This window comes from Bartonella queenslandensis (assembly GCF_018155095.1).
Classification (GTDB): Bacteria; Pseudomonadota; Alphaproteobacteria; order Rhizobiales; family Rhizobiaceae; genus Bartonella; species Bartonella queenslandensis_B.
The window spans coordinates 251,674-269,649 of the sequence record NZ_NAAI01000001.1; the positions used below are offsets into that span (position 1 = coordinate 251,674).

The 17,976-nt window shown below is 36.5% G+C and carries 12 protein-coding genes and 1 pseudogene; 9 read left to right on the forward strand and 4 right to left on the reverse strand.

Translation table 11 applies throughout. The annotated features are described in order from the left end of the window. Positions 1–753: 753 nt before the first annotated feature. Positions 754–1,056: pseudogene (locus B5V81_RS00920) on the forward strand (hypothetical protein); the annotation flags it as partial. 662 nt (positions 1,057–1,718) lie between these two features. Here B5V81_RS00920 and nhaA read toward each other — a convergent pair. Beyond that, positions 1,719–3,080, reverse strand: coding sequence for a Na+/H+ antiporter NhaA (nhaA, locus tag B5V81_RS00925; RefSeq protein WP_212111290.1), 1,362 nt, complete (start codon positions 3,078–3,080; stop codon positions 1,719–1,721). A gap of 148 nt (positions 3,081–3,228) precedes the next feature. After that, positions 3,229–4,935: an aq_1923 C-terminal domain gene (locus tag B5V81_RS00930; protein ID WP_212111292.1), complete on the reverse strand. Its 1,707-nt coding sequence runs from the start codon at positions 4,933–4,935 to the stop codon at positions 3,229–3,231. Positions 4,936–5,289: 354 nt separating this feature from the next. On the opposite strand from B5V81_RS00930, the gene B5V81_RS00935 reads away from it, so the two are divergent. The 8 genes from B5V81_RS00935 (at position 5,290) to B5V81_RS00970 (ending at position 13,669) form a co-directional block, all read left to right on the forward strand. After that, positions 5,290–7,062 (forward strand): SLC13 family permease, encoded by a 1,773-nt coding sequence (locus B5V81_RS00935; RefSeq protein WP_212111294.1) that lies wholly within the window; start codon positions 5,290–5,292, stop codon positions 7,060–7,062. 569 nt (positions 7,063–7,631) lie between these two features. Continuing rightward, the gene (locus B5V81_RS00940) at positions 7,632–8,303 is read left to right on the forward strand and encodes a DUF2659 family protein (protein WP_212111296.1); all 672 of its coding nucleotides are present in this window, start codon (positions 7,632–7,634) and stop codon (positions 8,301–8,303) included. Positions 8,304–8,307: 4 nt separating this feature from the next. After that, positions 8,308–9,732 carry a ribosome biogenesis GTPase Der gene (gene der, locus B5V81_RS00945; RefSeq protein WP_212111298.1) on the forward strand — a complete coding sequence of 475 codons (1,425 nt, stop codon included), beginning with the start codon at positions 8,308–8,310 and terminating at the stop codon, positions 9,730–9,732. 1,249 nt (positions 9,733–10,981) lie between these two features. Further along, positions 10,982–11,416 (forward strand): AtpZ/AtpI family protein, encoded by a 435-nt coding sequence (locus B5V81_RS00950; protein ID WP_212111300.1) that lies wholly within the window; start codon positions 10,982–10,984, stop codon positions 11,414–11,416. A gap of 7 nt (positions 11,417–11,423) precedes the next feature. Beyond that, positions 11,424–12,182, forward strand: a complete 759-nt coding sequence (locus B5V81_RS00955) for a F0F1 ATP synthase subunit A (RefSeq protein WP_212111424.1) — start codon at positions 11,424–11,426, stop codon at positions 12,180–12,182. 54 nt (positions 12,183–12,236) lie between these two features. Further along, the gene (locus B5V81_RS00960) at positions 12,237–12,467 is read left to right on the forward strand and encodes a F0F1 ATP synthase subunit C (protein WP_005773968.1); all 231 of its coding nucleotides are present in this window, start codon (positions 12,237–12,239) and stop codon (positions 12,465–12,467) included. A gap of 129 nt (positions 12,468–12,596) precedes the next feature. Beyond that, positions 12,597–13,163 carry a F0F1 ATP synthase subunit B gene (locus B5V81_RS00965; protein ID WP_212111302.1) on the forward strand — a complete coding sequence of 189 codons (567 nt, stop codon included), beginning with the start codon at positions 12,597–12,599 and terminating at the stop codon, positions 13,161–13,163. A gap of 11 nt (positions 13,164–13,174) precedes the next feature. Continuing rightward, positions 13,175–13,669, forward strand: coding sequence for a F0F1 ATP synthase subunit B (locus B5V81_RS00970; RefSeq protein WP_212111304.1), 495 nt, complete (start codon positions 13,175–13,177; stop codon positions 13,667–13,669). A gap of 1,113 nt (positions 13,670–14,782) precedes the next feature. Here B5V81_RS00970 and glyS read toward each other — a convergent pair. Both glyS and B5V81_RS00980 read right to left on the reverse strand, forming a co-directional pair. Continuing rightward, positions 14,783–17,005, reverse strand: coding sequence for a glycine--tRNA ligase subunit beta (gene glyS / locus B5V81_RS00975; RefSeq protein WP_212111306.1), 2,223 nt, complete (start codon positions 17,003–17,005; stop codon positions 14,783–14,785). Next, positions 17,005–17,946: a glycine--tRNA ligase subunit alpha gene (locus B5V81_RS00980; protein WP_212111308.1), complete on the reverse strand. Its 942-nt coding sequence runs from the start codon at positions 17,944–17,946 to the stop codon at positions 17,005–17,007. The genes glyS and B5V81_RS00980 overlap by 1 nt, the downstream gene beginning before the upstream one ends. Positions 17,947–17,976: the final 30 nt, after the last annotated feature.

Here is a 17,976-nt window from a genome sequence, read left to right on the forward strand (position 1 = left end):
AATATGTATGAATGATTTTCTTTATAAGCATAATTTATACGGTGAAATTTTTTCATTAAAGATTTCCTTATGATGAAGCAAAAAACTGTTTGCCTGCATATCACCAACACGATTGGCGTAGGAATAAAAACTATTTAAGAGACAACATAAAATACTTATTATAAATCGTTTCGTTATAAGATAAAGGGAAAGGAGAATTGTCTACAATAGTTTTTTTTAAGAGAAGAAGAATGCATATATGTGTATGTTATGAGAATGGGAATTCAGAATCAATATCATAGAGCTTGCACAATTTGCTTTTTAGTCGGCTAAAAATTAAAAATATTATCCTAGTCGTAAATAGTTTATAAAAACCTCAAGCTCTCATGCTGAAAGGGAGAGTATTATTGGTATCATACCTATGATATCAATAGATAAAATGCCCTCTCTCTCAATAAGAAGATTTTAGATGTGAAACGACATAAATTATATGGATGGAGAAAAATGTATCTTCATCAAGATATATATAATTCCATGTGATCTTTGAAGCAATATTCTGGTTCTTTTGTTGCTCTATGTGGATTTGATGGGAGTGGGAAGAGCAGCACTCAAGCACAAGAGATTTTTCGCTATTGGGCGCAAGAAAAACATATAATACAAACTTTTCAACTCAGTCATTGGTATAGCAATAATCAAGAGGTTAGAGATTATTGAGAGAGTGGAAAATCAATTGATCTATTGCTTTTAGCACTCTAAGCCACAACAGATAGACGAAAACATACGCTTGAATTTATCACACCTTCTTTAATTTCATCGCAAAATTTATTCATCAGTGATCAATATATTCATTGCAGTCTTGCTTATTTTTATACTCGAGGGTTGTCACTTGAAAGTGTGATTAATTTAAATCAATTTGTTCCAAGACCTTGTATCATATTTTATCGTTATTTTCCGTCTGCTGCTATTATCGAACGATTGCCAAAAAGGAACGGTTTAGTTTTAAAATACAAAGAGAAATTCTCATTTATTGAAAAAGTTTATCAAGTATATCAAATTTTATCAGAAGTAGACGAATGATTTATCGTCATTGATGGAACGGCTTCTGTTTCTTCAATTCATAATCAAATACGATACCATATAGACAAGGCTTGTTTTAACGATAAATAAAATACCCCCATTGATGAGTACATTGAAAAATTTATCTATGATCTCTTCTCCTTTGTGACCTCATTGATTTTACATCGAGAGTTTTAAAGGTCAGTCCACGATAATTTAAGAGTTTTGGAAAAATATTTTATATCTTAATATTTTAATGAGGCGACCGGTGATCATTAAACGACAACGCATTTTTTAAAAGTTTGGAAAAGGACAGTTATTTAAAAAAGTGATCAAGTTCTGCTATGATAATGATATTTTTATTCTCTTGAAATATTCATATGATGATATAAGAACGACCTGTAGAGCTATGCACAAGTATATTTGAATACAGAGAATAAGTTAAGGATAGAGGCTATAATAACAGCAACTCTTTTTGAGGTTTAATGTTTTTTTGCCTGTAGTAAATGAAACAACAACAGGCAATTCTTAACGTTTTTATGGGGATTTTCAAATCGTTCATTTAGCCGAAATGAATATAAGATAAAAATATCTTAGCCAGCAGATACACCTGTTTCAAGAACTGTAGATAAAATCTTGACTATGCTAAAAGATCAGTCCAATAAAGTAGATGATTGTTTGGTTTATTCGGAATTATGAGAAACGTTTTTATTGCGCTTAATATAAATAAGTCCATACCCAAGTCCGATAAAAGCAGATAAACCAGAGCCACAAAGGACCCCAATTTTTGCAGCATCAAGCAGGATAATATCTTTAAAGGCAAGCATTGAAACAAAGATAGACATTGTAAATCCAATTCCTGCTAAGAATCCAATGAGTAAAATACCCGCCCATGTCATATGAGGAGGGAGACGGCATAGTCCTGATTTTACAGCTAGATAACTGGCTGTGATAATGCCAAGGGGCTTACCAACGAAAAGACCAATGATAACACCAAGAACAATTAAGAATGATTTGTCAGAAGAAAGATCAAAGTTTGCAAAACTTACTCCTGCATTTGCAAAGGCAAAAATCGGCATGATACCGTATGCAACCCATGGATGCAGCGCTTTTTGAATGCGCGTTACTGGCGCAATCATGGCCCGTTGTCCTTTGCGCATTTTTTTCAATGCGGTTGAAATGTGATGGAGATCTGTTTTTGCGTTTTTTTCTTGGAGAATGTGCATAGCGTTGCTGAGCATGGTGAGTGGCGCTACAAGAGTGCGTGTAGGAAAAACGGGAGTCATCATACCTAAGATGACACCAGCAAGTGATGGATGAACGCCTGTTACCATTAATCCCCACCAGATAATTGCACCAGGTAAAATGTACAGCCATGCTGATGCAAGTCCGATCCATTGAAAAAAGAGTACCAGAGCAATACCTGCACCTGCAATCAATAAACCACTAGGGTCAATGTTTGTTGAGTAGAAAAAAGCAATAATAAGAACAGCAATAATATCATCAATGATGGCTAATGATAGAAGAATGACATGAAGATTAGAAGGAATTTTTTTCCCAAGAAGAGCTAGAATACCAAGAGCAAAGGCAATATCTGTCGCTGTTGGCACAGCCCAACCGTGGATATGTCCCTCGTTAAAGTTAAAGATGAAATAAATAATTGCAGGGACACAAACGCCCCCTATTGCCGCAACAATCGGTAAAATTGCTTGTTTAAAATCGGCAAGAGCACCTTCATGAATTTCGCGTCGAATTTCCATTCCTGCGACGAGAAAGAAAATAGTCATAAGAGCATCATTAACCCAGAAATGTAAATCCCATGAAAGAGTGAAATGACCCAAATTAAAACCAAGCGGTGTATGCCAAAAAGCTTCATAGAGAGCAGCATATTTAGAATTGGCAAAAATGAGTGCAGAAGCAGCAGCTAATAAAAGAACAATGCCACTAAGAGCTTCAATATGGAGAAAACGCTCGATAGCAGAAAGCGCTTGATTGGTGACACGAGAAGCGCGATTAGGCAAGCGATTTGAAGATAAATCAGACATAAATAACTCCAACTATCGACAATTTTACGATTCTATATTCTCTGTGTAAATAACACTACCACGATGCTGTGTGTATCATATAAAAGCAAAAAGAGGAATAAAGTTCTTAATTTATAGACAAGATCATCATGTTTAAAGCACGATATGTTCAAGGCGATGCTTCATTTCTAATTGCGAGGTCTACTTTGTTTAAAGCCTTGGATAGATCATTTTGTAGAGCAGATTCGAGGTCAACCATTGTGAGCCCTTTATTATCTTTTGCTTTAATTTTAACGATCAATGTTTTTGGATTTTTAGCAAATTCACCTAAGGATTTTGAAATTTTTTCTGCTTCGTCATGATTTTTTAGCAGCATTTTGGGGGTTTTCGTCATCATTAAATAGAAATCATCATAGAGTTCCTTTTTAAGATCATGTTGGCTGTCATCAAGGCTTTTCGCAAGATAAGAAAAAAGCTTATCAATGAAACCTGCATCCTTATATCGTATATCAATTTCATTAATGCCAATGTTTTGAGAAGCAGCAATCATGACATTTTGTTGACCAGAAAAAAGCCCTTCATCAACATCAATAACCTTAGCCGATACATTCCCAGATCCAACATCTTTCATATTGAAAGACATTGTATCAAGAAAGAGTATATGTTTTTTTTCATCATAAGAAATATCAAGTTTTCCTGAAATATCAAAGCGCTCAAAGTTCAGATTTTTGAGGAACTCTAAGTCTTTTTCATTCATTTTTTTAGGCAAAACGGAAAGGTTATTGAGAGAAAGGAAAAGCTTTTTGGGGATAGGGTGTTTCCACAAGCTTGGTTTAAATTGGAATGATTCGAGAGATGCTTTCAATGATGGAATATCAACGATGACATTATCGATTTTGGCATCAGCAGAGGTAATGGCGAGCAGTATGTTTAGAAGGAGACCATTTTGTGCTACTTTTTCTGCGACTTTATTATTTTCTTTTCTTGCATTAAGATAAGCTTTGACCAATTTTTCAGGAGCTTGTTCAAGCGGTTTCATCTTTAGACCAGATGTTTTAAATTGGGCAAGGGAGAAGGAGCTATTTTTTTCTGCTTCTTCAAAAATATCAACATTTATATTGTTCAGAAGAATAGGACCAGTAACGGTTTTTCCTTGATTGAGAGCGTTATTTTTTCCGAAAATGATAGAATAGGCATAATTGATGTCGATATCTTGGGCTTTTATTGTATCACTTTTAGCCATCAGCTGCATTTGTTTATCACCATTGACTGCAACTGTTTTAAGATCCATATTTTTGATACTAACAGAACGAATATGGCCTTTTTTAAAGTCAAAAAGCTGAAAATCTTTGACTTCAACCGTTTCTGCTCGTTTGTTTTTATTTCCTATAGAAAGTTGTATATTGGGAGCACTCATTGAGGCAAGCTCAATACGCATCATTGTCTGTAAAAGATGCGATGTGATTGTTCTATCTTTGTCTTTTAAGGATATACCTTTAAGAGAAATTTGGGGAATTTTTACGTGAATATTATTATGCTTTAAGTCAACATTATAAAATGTAAAAGTTCCAGGAATAAAAGAAAAAGGAGGACGAGCAGAAATGGCACCAATTTTAAGTGATGTATCGGCTGGAACGGGGAGTGTAACGTTCTTTAAATTGACTTTACCTAGAATACTGACTTCAGCTGTTTCTGCTTTTATAGCACGACGGGCTATCTCTTGTTTTACAAAACTGTCAAGATAAGGTTTTGCAATATAAAATCCCCCAACACCGATCATTGCCAAGATAGCAACAAATCCAATAATGCAAGTGAGCCAATATTTTAGGTTATTTTGATACCCACTATTAAGATTGACCATTCTTTCTTCTTTCATTTTTATCACTCTTTAAATTGAGAGTGAAGATAAACTTTTTTAAGCAATGACAAAGGTTAAAATATAGCGTGTACCAGTTTCAACAGTCATCTGTCCTCTATATTAGAGTTATTCTCATCTTTTTTGCAATATCGCTTTATCAACTTTTATCGATTTTCTTTGGATTCAGCACGTTATAGAAAAATACGCACAATGAAGGAAAGATAAGTTTATGCGCCTCATATTTTTTATCACTTTAAATTATCTTAAAATATTCCTATGTCTGCTTTTATCTTTCTGCTGTTTATAGGAATATTTAAAACATATAAAAAGGTGTTTTTGTTCATTATAATTTAATGGGGAGAGGTGAGTATTATGACAGAAAATCAAATAATGGCCTTTTTGATCATTGGTCTTATGATGGTTGTTTTTATTTGGGATCGATTTCGTTATGATCTTGTTGCTATTTGTACATTATTAATTGCGTGTGCTCTTGGACTTGTCAGTCCAAAGGAAGCTTTTAGCGGTTTTAGTAATGATATTGTTATTATCGTGGGAAGTGTTTTTGTGGTCAGTACGGCTGTATCGCGCTCTGGTGTAATGGAGTTTATTATTCAACGAATATGGCCAGATGTGAAATCAGTACGTCTTCAATTAGCTTTTTTGGTTCTTTCTGTTGTCGTGTTATCAATGTTTGTTAAAAACATTGGTGCTTTAGCTATTATGCTTCCAATAGCTTTTCAGTTTGCACGTCGTTCTCAGATTTCCCCTTCTGTCTTTTTGATGCCCATGGCTTTTGGTTCTTTGTTAGGGGGGCTTATGACACAGATAGGAACATCTCCCAATGTTGTTATTTCAGCGATGCAAGAACGTTTAGCAGGAGCACCTTTTACTATGTTTGATTTTACACCAGTTGGTGCGGTTATTGCGACAGTTGGTGTTTTATATTTGGTCTTTTTTTATTGGCTTTTGCCTGTGCGTGTGCGTTCGGGTGGATCGTTTGATGATGCCATTGATATTCGTAATTATGTTGCAGAAGTGCATATTCCAATAAATTCACCAATTGTGGGAAAAAGTATCGTTGATTTGGTTAAGCCATCAAGTGGTGATGTTATGGTGATTCAAATCATCAGAAACAAAGTATCTATTTCGCCACTACCGGATTTTGTTTTGTCGGAAAACGATATTGTTTTGCTGGAAGGATCACATACAGGAATAGATAGTGTGATGAATTCTGCTCGTTTAGAGTTTTTTAAGGGGCAAGCTCTTTCTACAGGGGATAAGGATAGTGACATTGATATTATTGAAGCGGTCATTACTCATAACTCGCCTCTTATTGGCATTAGTGCGAAAGAATTTTCCCTATTTGATCGCTATAACGTCCATTTACTTGCGTTAAGTCGTCAACATGAAAGGGTTCGAGGAAGACTTGATGATATTATTTTCCATCTTGGAGATGTAATTGTTTTAAAAGGACAAGATTCGGTTATTCCAAATTTATTAAGGGAATTGAAATGTTTGCCCCTAGCAAAACGAAATATTGCGTTTGGAAATTTACGACATGGTTTTATATCTTTAGCCATTTTATTTATAGCAATTATTTTTACGGCTTTTCACATCGTTCCTGTTGCTTTTTCTTTCTTTTTTGCTGCCACTGCAATGGTTATCTTTCGCGTTTTTCCCGCGCGTGATCTGTATCAGGCATTAGATGGACCAATATTAGTCCTGTTGGCGGCTCTTATTCCAGTAAGTGAAGCGTTAGAGAAAACGGGATGTACGGATCTCATTGGTCAATGGTTAAGCCAACTGGCAATATTCTTTCCACCCTCTGGTGCTTTAGCACTGATGTTGGTGACAGCCATGTTGGTTACGCCATTTTTGAATAATGCAGCGACGGTTATGATGGTCGCACCCATTGCGTCAAGTTTTGCTCATTCTCTTCATTATAAGCCTGAAGCTTTTTTGATGGCTGTTGCAATTGGTGCAGGTTGTGAATTTCTTACACCTATTGGACATCAAAGCAATATGCTCGTGATGGCGCCAGGAGGATATCGTTTTAGTGATTATCCACGTTTGGGGGCTCCATTAGCGGTGTTGATCGTTATTGTTGCTGTTCCCATGCTTATGTGGATTTGGCCATTACAATAGGGTATTTTTAGAAGCTTTAAGGATCGATTACAAAAGGTTGTTCATCGTATGAAGATGAGTTGAAAGGATATACTTTGTATAAAAAATTTTATTTGAAGCTTGGGGGATCATACTTTTAATAACGTTCCAGTATTTTTTTCTTCTGGATGAAAATTTGTTTATTCTGTTTTAGGAAGGAAAGTTTAGCAATCATTTTTTGTAAAGAGTTTGCATTTTTAATGCAATTCTAAAGCAAAAGATAAGGAAGCAGTCGTTTTTAATGGCTTTAAAGAATTATTTTGGCATAGATTAATGAAGAAAGAATGGCTCATATTATTGATAAGCATGCTAGACGATTAAGATTGTGATCTTTTTTGTAAATTCAAATTGTATAAAAATTATTATGTAAAGCAAAAGGATATTTACATCGTTTTTAATTGATACAGTTGCAAAAGCCTAATCGATTAGGGTACATATTGCTTTGAAGTGAATAAACGGAGCAAATTGAGGATTTTTCATCAATGAGGGCTACCCTCTTTGTTCATTTATGCGTAAAAGATAGAAAGTAAATTTTTTACAAGGTATGTTATATGTCGTATGATAGTTTTATTGCTGAAGTTAATGCAGAATTTCGTCAGGAAAAGGCGCTTGCTTTTTGGAAACGTTATGGTTTTTCAATTATTGGGTCCGCTCTTCTTTTCATTCTCGTGATAATTATTTATCAAATTTATCATCATACGCAAATAAAGAAAGCCAGCTATGTTGGTGATGCATTTGTAAAGAGTCTTGATCTTGCAGATACACGTCATTTTGATGAGGCGATAAAGCAATTGGAGAATGTTAAAGACTCTCATTTTGGGGGATATCCTTTTCTTGCTCGTTTGCGGGAGGCTTCTTTACTTATGGAGCAGGGTGATTTTATTAAGTCGGTGGAGATTTTTGATTCTGTTGCAGCGAATGAGAAAGCACCGCAAATTTTGCGGAAAGTTGCGAACATTCGAGCAGCCTATCTTTTAGTTGATTCAGGGACCTTGGATGATGTTAAAAAGCGCGTCCAAGATATGGCAAGTGATATTGATCCTATGCGTATGTCCGCACGAGAGGCTTTGGGCTTAGCTGCCTATAAAGCAGGGAAGATTGATGAGGCCGTTGACTATTTTAAGAAAATTTCTGGAGAAGGTGCGCTGAGATCAAAAGTAACAGATCGGGCTCGAATGATGCTTGAGCTTATGCAAGCTGAAGGCAAGGCAAATAAGGAATAAATCGATGAGCCTTACCATTGCTATCGTTGGTCGTCCCAATGTTGGGAAATCAACACTTTTTAATCGTTTGGTTGGGCAAAAGTTGGCTTTGGTTGATGATAAGCCGGGTGTGACACGTGATCGACGTATTCATGCGGCGAAACTTCAAGATTTGCATTTTGATGTGATTGATACGGCTGGGCTGGAAGAAGCAGGAGATCATACACTTGAGGGACGTATGCGTTCTCAGACAAAAGCTGCGATTGATGAAGCAGATCTTATTTTATTCGTATTTGACGCAAAGAGCGGAATAACACCCAGTGATTTAAATTTTGCTTCACTGGTTCGCAAATCAGGAAAACCAATTGTGCTTGTTGCCAATAAGTCTGAGTCAAAAGCGGCAATAGGGGGGGAGTATGAGGCGTGGTCATTAGGTTTGGGAGAGCCGTGCCCAATATCGGCTGAACATGGTTTAGGACTTAGTGATCTTCGTGATGCCATTATAGACGCTGTTGGATCGGAGCGCGTTTTTGACAATAACAAAGCAGAAGATATGACGATACAGCCTGCATCTGTTGGTGATGATGTAAACAATTTGGAAGAAGAGGAGCTTATTTACGATGAAAGTAAGCCTATTCGGATTGCCATTGCGGGGCGTCCCAATACGGGGAAATCTACTCTTATCAATAGCATGTTGAAGCAAGATCGGTTGTTAACAGGACCAGAAGCAGGGTTAACACGCGATTCTATTTCTGTTGATTGGGAATGGCGTGGTCGTCATATTAAACTTTTTGATACTGCAGGTTTACGTCGAAAATCGAAAGTTCAAGAAAAATTAGAAAAGTTATCCGTTGCAGATACTTTGCGTGCTATTCGTTTCGCAGAAGTAGTGGTCATTGTTTTTGATGCAACGATGCCTTTTGAAAAGCAGGATTTACAAATTGCTGATCTTGTAATTCGTGAGGGGCGTGTGCCAGTTATTGCTTTCAATAAGTGGGATCTTATTGAAAATAGTCAGGCTACATTAATTGATTTGCATGAAAAATGTATGCGATTTCTTCCTCAAGTTCGTGGTTTGAGGGCTGTGCCTTTATCGGGACAATATGGTCAAGGGATTGATAAACTCATGGAAAATATCATGATGATGCACCGTGTATGGAATCGTCGCATTTCCACGGCTAAATTGAACCAATGGCTCGAAACTGTTGTGGCACATCATCCACCACCTGCAATTTCGGGACGTCGACTTAAGGTTAAGTATATCACACAGGTGAAAACACGTCCCCCTGGATTTATGATTTCTTGCTCGCGTCCCAAAGTCATGCCCCCGTCGTATTTGCGTTATCTTGTCAATGGATTACGTGAAACATTTGATATGTCTGGTATACCAGTGCGCCTATCATTACGAGCTTCTGATAATCCTTTTTCGACACGTTCTAAAAAGAAATGATACCTCTTTATTTAAAAGTGAATGAAATCTACAGAACCTTAAAAATAAATCTCTTCATGATTTATAACGTTCTAAATATCGGAAATGAAATGATAACTTCAACAGACAAATTTCTTCTTTTTCATAAAAGGAAAAATCTTTATTTTCTAACATCTTGATTTCTCAATAATCATTTATCACGAGTGCTATAGAGCTTTCTCATTTTAATTTTTCTTAATAAAGCTTCTTTATTCGTATGTTGTGAGAAGAATTGAATAGGGAGTATTTAAGAACACATCAATCCTTCTCGTGATAGATAAAAAACAATTTTGATTACTTCAATATGAATACGCAAAAGTATCTTATCAGCGTTTTTATTCAAGTCGAAAAATTATAAATGACCATTATAAATCAATGTGTTTCATTTAAAACGTGTAAGAGTTCCATAGGCATCTATTTTCTTTAATGCATGATGGGAAAATCCTAGCAATTGATTTACATTCAGTGAATATGTATTATATTATGTTACCAAGAATAAGGCACCAGTTATGTTTGTGCTATTTTATCGAAGTGTTACACGATATATTTTATATGTTTTGTGTAGATGAATTCATATATGTTTAAAATATTTAAATGATATGAGCAAAAATATGATTTTGATAGAAAACAAGATAGCATTCCGTTTTTTTGCAAGCTAGAATGATAATGTGAAAGTGCGTTGATGTTTTGGATTTTAATTTAATAATACTTTGATTTATCATAATAAATCATCATTTTTATATTGAATTTAGAACATCAAATATCATACGCTTCTTTAATATTTCAAATATGTTCATATTGAATTAATTAAAATAATGTCCTTGCCATCATAAGCAGGTGTGATGTGTGAGTAAAAACGATTAAAGAAAAGAAATGCTTTTTACGCTTTTTTCAAGATGAGGACTGTTGCAATATTGAAATTAACAAAGTGTATAATGGTGTTGCCTTGTCTCTTCATAAGCATAAAGATGGTGGACCTGTGAGCTTTATATTATTCACGGAAATTTTTATGTATTTTGGGGTGATGTTGTGAAATCAGTTTAGGGACTTTAAGAAATATATTTTTTTTAAAGCATGTGAATTGAAAAATGCGTTATTTATGCGATAAAATTTATATGATAATTTGTGATAGATTTCTTTTAGTGTCTTGACGAATAAATTCGGGAACAATATGATGCACGCGGTTTTATAAGATACATTTTTACTTTGCTTTTTGATGAAGGAGCCGATGATGGCGATGGGCGAAGAACCCGTTACAAGCCGCAAGGGGGCTGAAGAGAAAAAGCAAAGAGAATGTTTTCATTCAGAGGATTTGGAATGTCGTAGTAAGAACTTAAGCGTGGCTTTAGTGCGTAAGCAGGCATTAAGGAAACGTGAGCATAAGGAGAGACGGGAAAAGTCACAAGGAAGGATGGCGGAAGCAGTTAAGCTTTCCAGTGAATTTCTGGCAAGTGTTATCGTTGGTGTTGTTTTGGGGTTGGGGTTTGATAAGTTAGCAGGTTCATGGCCTTGGGGATTAGTATTTTTTCTCTTTCTTGGATTTGCTGCTGGTGTATTGAGTATTCTTCGGTCTGTGGGGTATATTTCCTCCAGTCAATTAGGAAAAAAAGGCGTATTGCGCCAAGATGAACAAAATAAAGGGGCCAATAAGAGGTCCGATAAATGAGGTTGAAGTGACAGCGCACGCTCCAGATCCTATTCATCAATTTGAGGTTTCACGGCTGATTAAGATTTCCGTAGGAAATATGGATTTATCATTTACAAATGTATCATTGTTTACAGTCGTTACGGTTGTTATAACTTCTGTTTTTCTCTTTATTTCATCATCAAGTCGTGGATTGGTTCCAACGCGGATGCAATCTCTTTCAGAAATGGCCTACGAGTTTGTCGCGTCGACTCTGCGAGAATCATCTGGTGTACAGGGAATGCAGTTTTTCCCTTTAGTTTTTTCTCTGTTTACTTTTATTTTGGTTGCTAACTTTATTGGTCTTTTTCCTTATTTTTATACGGTGACCTCTCAGATTATGATTACGTTTTCGTTGGCAATGGTGGTTATTTTGACAGTGATTGGTTATGGATTTTATAAGAATGGGATCAGTTTTTTGAAACTGTTCGTTCCCAGTGGAGTTCCTGTCGTAGTTTTGCCTCTAGTGACAATGATTGAGATTATTTCTTTTCTCTCCCGCCCCATCAGCCTTTCGCTTCGTCTTTTTGCGAATATGCTTGCTGGTCATATTACGCTCAAAGTGTTTGCTGGGTTTGTTGTTTCGATGATTGGGGTAGGAATCGTAGGCGTTGGTGGTTCGGTTTTGCCCCTTATTATGACTGTAGCGATTACGGCTCTTGAGTTTTTGGTTGCATTTCTTCAGGCTTACGTCTTTACAGTTTTAACGTGTATGTATCTTAATGATGCAATTCATCCAGGACATTAATAGAATTGGCGGTTTTCCGTCGAATAGTGCAATTTCGCTTAAAAGGAGAATAACATGGAAATGGTGCTTGCAGCAAAATATATTGGAGCTGGTCTTGCTTGCTTTGGCATGGCTGGAACAGCTTTAGGGCTTGGTAATATTTTTGGGAGCTATCTTTCTGGTGCATTACGTAATCCGTCAGCAGCAGATAGTCAGTTTGGACGTCTCGTCTTTGGTTTTGCTGTGACAGAAGCTTTGGGTATTTTTTCGTTACTCATTGCTTTATTACTTCTTTTTGGGGTTTAATCATTATCAAAAGGGTATATTTGTTCTCGCTATGAGGAAAGATTTACCCTTTTAGCTCTCAACCAGAAAAATTGTTTGTCAGTTATCATCGACTAAAGAGGGCTTAAGCTATTTAAAGGATGAAAGAAGATGTTTGTTTCCAGCGCTTATGCACAGAACACCGAAACGTCGATAGAACATATTAAAAAAGTGGCAGAGCATGCAAATCGTGTGTTTCCACCTTTTGATTTTGTTCATTTTAGTTCGCATTTTTTCTGGTTGGCAATTTCTTTCGGACTTTTTTATCTGTTTATCTCTCGTGTGATTGCGCCGCGTATTGGTGGTGTTATTGAAACACGCCGAGATCGAATTGCATCTGATTTAGATCAGGCTATGCGCATGAAGCAGGAAGCAGATACTGTTGTTGAAACTTATGAGCGTGAATTAGCGGAAGCGCGTTTGAAAGCTCATACTATAGCACAAGCAGCTGGTGAAGAATTAAAACAAAAGGCTGAGCTTGAACGAAAGGAAATTGAAGAGCGTTTAGAGAAAAGACTTGCAGATGCTGAAAAACAGATAACAAAAATTCGAGATAAAGCGATGCAAAATGTTGGTTCTATCGCTGAAGAAGTCGCCCTTGAAATTGTGAAAAAAGTGATTGATGTTGATATCAGCAGAGAGGCTGTTCGTTCAGTTATTAAAACTGCGAATTATTGAGGAAGACAAAGATGAGTGATACTTTTTGGGCTTTTGTTGGGTTAGTTCTTTTTTTGGCTCTTTTAGTCTATTTCCAAATTCCGCAGAAGATTATACATCATCTTGATGCACGTGCAAAGCGTATCAAGGATGAATTGGATGAGGCTCTGCGTCTTCGTGAAGAGGCACAAGAAATATTAGCTGAATATCAACGCAAACACGCGGAAGCAGAAAAAGATGCGCAAGAAATTATTGCAGCGGCAAAGCATGAAGTTGAATCTGTTATTGCGGAGGCTCGTACAAAAGCAGAAGAATATGTAAAAAACCGCAATAAATTGGCAGAGCAAAAAATCGCTCAGGCAGAAGCGGATGCAATACGCATGGTTTCTTCATCGGCTATTGATTTGGCAATTTCTACGGCACGTATCCTTATTGAAAAGGAATTAGATTCTAACAGGGCAGATGAATTCGTTAAAGAAGCTCTTTCGAAAGAATCATTGGGAAAAATGAAAACACATCTTAATTAATGGTATTTTAGAGATAAAAAGCTGCTTTTTTAGGTGGGTAGATTTTTAATATTGAATGCTTTAATTAATTGTGTTGTGACGGCTAGTTTTCAATTAGTTATGCATTGAGTTTAAAGAACTGTATTATCTAGCCTAGATTCATCTTTTGATTGTATTTACCAAGATTATAATAGGAAGTGCCGTTATTTTTGTTTTTATGAAGCGATAAGTGAGCACTGTTATTATGTATCTAAGATATTATGATGATTTATCGAGAAACTGTTTTTGTGTTTAGTGGAAAACACATCTCTCATTTCAAATCTGCTCCATGTTAAATCAATAAAGATCATTTTCTTGTACGTAACAAGCGGGGATGGTTCGTGGAAAAAGCTGTACAAAAAGTTTATCTCTCATGAATCATCTCAAGGGCTAAGGACTATCGGTAGCGTTTAGAGGTAGCAAAGTGTGTGACGGTGTTAGCAGGCTCCTTTTATAAGCGTAAAAATGGTGGTACTCAATGGCTTTAATATACCATTCATGGACTCCATTATGAAAAGGATTTGGGTGCCTTAAGGAATGTTTCTTAAAAAAAAGCCAATGAATGAGCAATCCAGATATTTTGTCTTACAAAATATCTATGTGTGAGATATTTATACGCTTGTTTTGAAGAGACATTTCTCAACGCATATACCTTCTTTATGTTATGACAACATCTGTAAAGAGTGTGGCCCTTGTAAAATGTATAAAATCTGCTGAGCGTGATCATCTTTTTGTTTTAGTACCAGTACACAATAGGAGTTCCTATATTGTGCCTAGCCCATTTTCCTAATTTTAGCATCATTCGTGAGGAGCACTTTTACTCTTTTTTTCAATAGCTTACCACATACTAATACGATTTGTAGTGTGTAGAGGATTGCTTTTAATTGATTCCGTAAGAGAAAGGAGAGTTATTATGAGAAAAATTTACAATATTCAGTGTTATTGTTCAATATAAAGCGTCATTGACGACAAAAGTTTTACTGCTTTTTAAAGTTAGATCAAATCTCACGGAGAAGTTCTTTATTATATTTTGGAATATTCATTAATAAAAAAATCATCTTCATTATTTTTATCAGTTCATGGGATATTTTAGGTTTAAAGAACAAGTTTTGAGAAGTCTGCAACCGCTTGTGTCATTGTGTGAATACGTTTGAGGAGAGCAAGACGGTTAGCACGAATAGCAGGGTTTTTATCGTTCACTAATACCTTTTCAAAAAATAGATCAATCAATTTTCCAAGTGGCGCTAGCATATCGAGTGCAAAGGATAAATTTGTTGCATTAATGGGCGCAAGAATCTTTTTTTCTACTTCACAAATTGCATGATAGAGCTGTTTTTCTTCTTTCTCAACAAAGAGCTCAGGATTAATTTCATTCGCTATTGTTGTATTTTTTTGAAATTCATTTTCAAGAATATTAGCAGTACGTTTTACAGAGGCTACAAAGTTGATTCCATCATGGGTATTGATAAAAGCGATCAGGGACTCCACATGACATGCAACCAATAAAAAATCATCAGAATCTTTGTTTAAAACGGCTTCAAGGGCATCGTAGCGAGCCCCTTCCTCTTTTAGATGAATTTTTAAACGGTCATGAAAAAAGAATAACAGATCTGACAAAATAACCTCTGTTTTTTCTGGAAGAAGATCCTGCAATTGTGGCTTTTCTCTTTGAGAGATTTCGTATTTATTTTTTTGTTGTACAAAAAGACTCATCGCCAACTGAAACAGTGGCATAAGATTGATTTTCCAATCCCGTGAAAGTACAAGCCTAATAATCCCTAAGGCTGCTCGTCTTAACGCATAGGGATCTTTTGATCCCGTTGGTTTTTCATTAATGAGCCAAAAGCCAACGAGCATGTCGATTTTGTCGGCGAGCATGATAGTTATAGCAAGCGGTTCTTGCGGAAGACGATCTGTTGGTCCTTGAGGTTTATAATGCTCTTCAATTGCTACAGCTACGCGAGGATCTTCTCCTTGAAGAAGGGCATATTTCTGCCCCATAACTCCTTGTAGTTCAGGAAATTCTCCAACAATTTCTGTTTGCAAATCAGCTTTTGCAAGGATTGCTGCACGTTTCGCTAAGAGAGGATCTGCTTGTATCAAAGGTGCAATGTTTTGCGCGAGTGTAGCGATGCGTTCTACTCTTGCACCTTGCGTGCCTAATTTAGCGTGAAAAGTTACATTCAAATGATCAAGTCGTGCCATTCTTTGATCAAGAGGTTTCTTTATATCGAGATCAAATTTTTTTATAGAAGATTCCAACTGTTGAATATCAGGCAAATCACGCTGATCTGTTTGCCAAAAATAGAGTGCATCAGAAAGACGGGCACGAACAACCTTACTATTTCCTTTCGAAATTTCTTTGCCTTCATCATTTGCAAGAATATTAGAAACAAGAATAAAATGATGAGAAAGTTTTACTTTTTCTCCCTGTTTACGGGTGACAAAACATTTTTGATTGGCTCGAATGGTCAAGCGAATAATTTCTGGAGGAATATCAAGGAATGATTTGTCAAAATCCCCCATAAGGATAACAGGCCATTCAACAAGACCAGAAACTTCTTCTAAGAGGGCATCGTCTTTAACTAGTTCTAAACCTTTTGCAAAGCAAAGATTTTGGGCATCCGCTAAAATAATATTCTTCCGTCTTTCGGCATCCAGAATGACTTTATGGGTTTCAAGTTGCGTCACATAATCATCAAAGCGGCGAACTTGAAATGGCTTTCCCTCACTTAAGAAACGATGACCATAAGTTAGATTATTGCTTTCAAGAGTACCAATTGTAAACGGAATAACATGCGTTTCACCAATTTCTGGTCCGAAGATGCAAAGAATATTTTGCAAAGGTCGAATCCACTTTAGAGCACCACTTTTTGCTGAATCTTTTCCCCAACGCATAGATTTCGACCACGGAAAATTGCGGATAATATCTGGTAAAATATCGGCAAGAATTTCTTCTGCAGCACGACCTTTTTTTACAATTTTAGCAATATAAAAATCACCTTTTTTATCATCATGTCCAATATGGGCTTCAGAAATATCATTGAGTCCCGTTGCACGTAGAAAACCGTCAATTGCATGCTGTGGTGATTTTGTACTGGGACCTTTTCGTTCTTCATGGACATCTTTTGAGCGTATAGAAAGTCCGCGTATGTCCAATGTTAGTCGACGAGGTGTCCAATATTCACAAGCGGCTTTATAGGTCAGACCAGCATTGACAAGTTGATCTGTAACAGCTTTCTTAAGATCAGCAGCAGCTTTTCGTTGCATACGTGCAGGGATTTCTTCACTGAAAAGTTCAAGAAGAAGATCAGACATTAAGTTTCTCCAGTATGTATTTGTCCAGCTTCTGTGAGTAAGAAGGCTTCCCCACAACGGCGTGCGAGATCACGAACGCGAAGAATATAATTTTGTCGTTCGGTTACAGAAATGACGCCACGTGCTTGCAAGAGATTAAAGATATGGCTCGCTTTAATACATTGATCATAGGCAGGAAAAACACAGCGATGGAATGCGTTTTCTTTATTGGGTCTTCCCGCATCAAGAAGTGCGTTGCATTCACACTCGGCATCAATAAAATGCTGGTGGAGCAATTTTGTATTAGCAAATTCGAAGTTATAGTATGAATATTCTTGTTCTGCTTGTAAAAAAATATCTCTATAACTTATTTTCTCTTCTCCTTCCAAACCATTAAAGTTAAGGTCATAGACATTATCAACTCCTTGGATATACATTGCTAGACGCTCAAGACCATATGTGAGTTCTCCTGAAACAGGGGCGCATTCGATGCCGCAAACTTGTTGAAAATAAGTAAATTGAGAGATTTCCATCCCATCACACCAACATTCCCATCCAAGCCCCCAAGCACCGAGGGTTGGGCTTTCCCAGTCATCTTCAACAAAGCGAATATCATGCAGTTTTGTATCAAGCCCGATAGCTTGTAGCGACTTTATATAAAGTTCTTGTAGATTGGTTGGAGAGGGTTTGAGAAGTACTTGAAATTGATAATAGTGTTGTAAACGATTTGGATTCTTACCATATCGGCCATCTGTTGGACGCCGAGAGGGTTGGACATAAGCAACTTTCCAAGGCCGTGGACCTAGAGAGCGTAGCGTTGTTGCTGGATGAAAAGTTCCAGCTCCAACTTCCATATCGTAAGGTTGCAAAATTGCACATCCATAGTGAGCCCAATAATTTTGCAAAGTTAAGATTAGTCCTTGAAAAGAACGTTTGGGGTTAAGATACTCGGGCAGTTTCACGCTTTATACTCTTTAAATATCGAACGACAC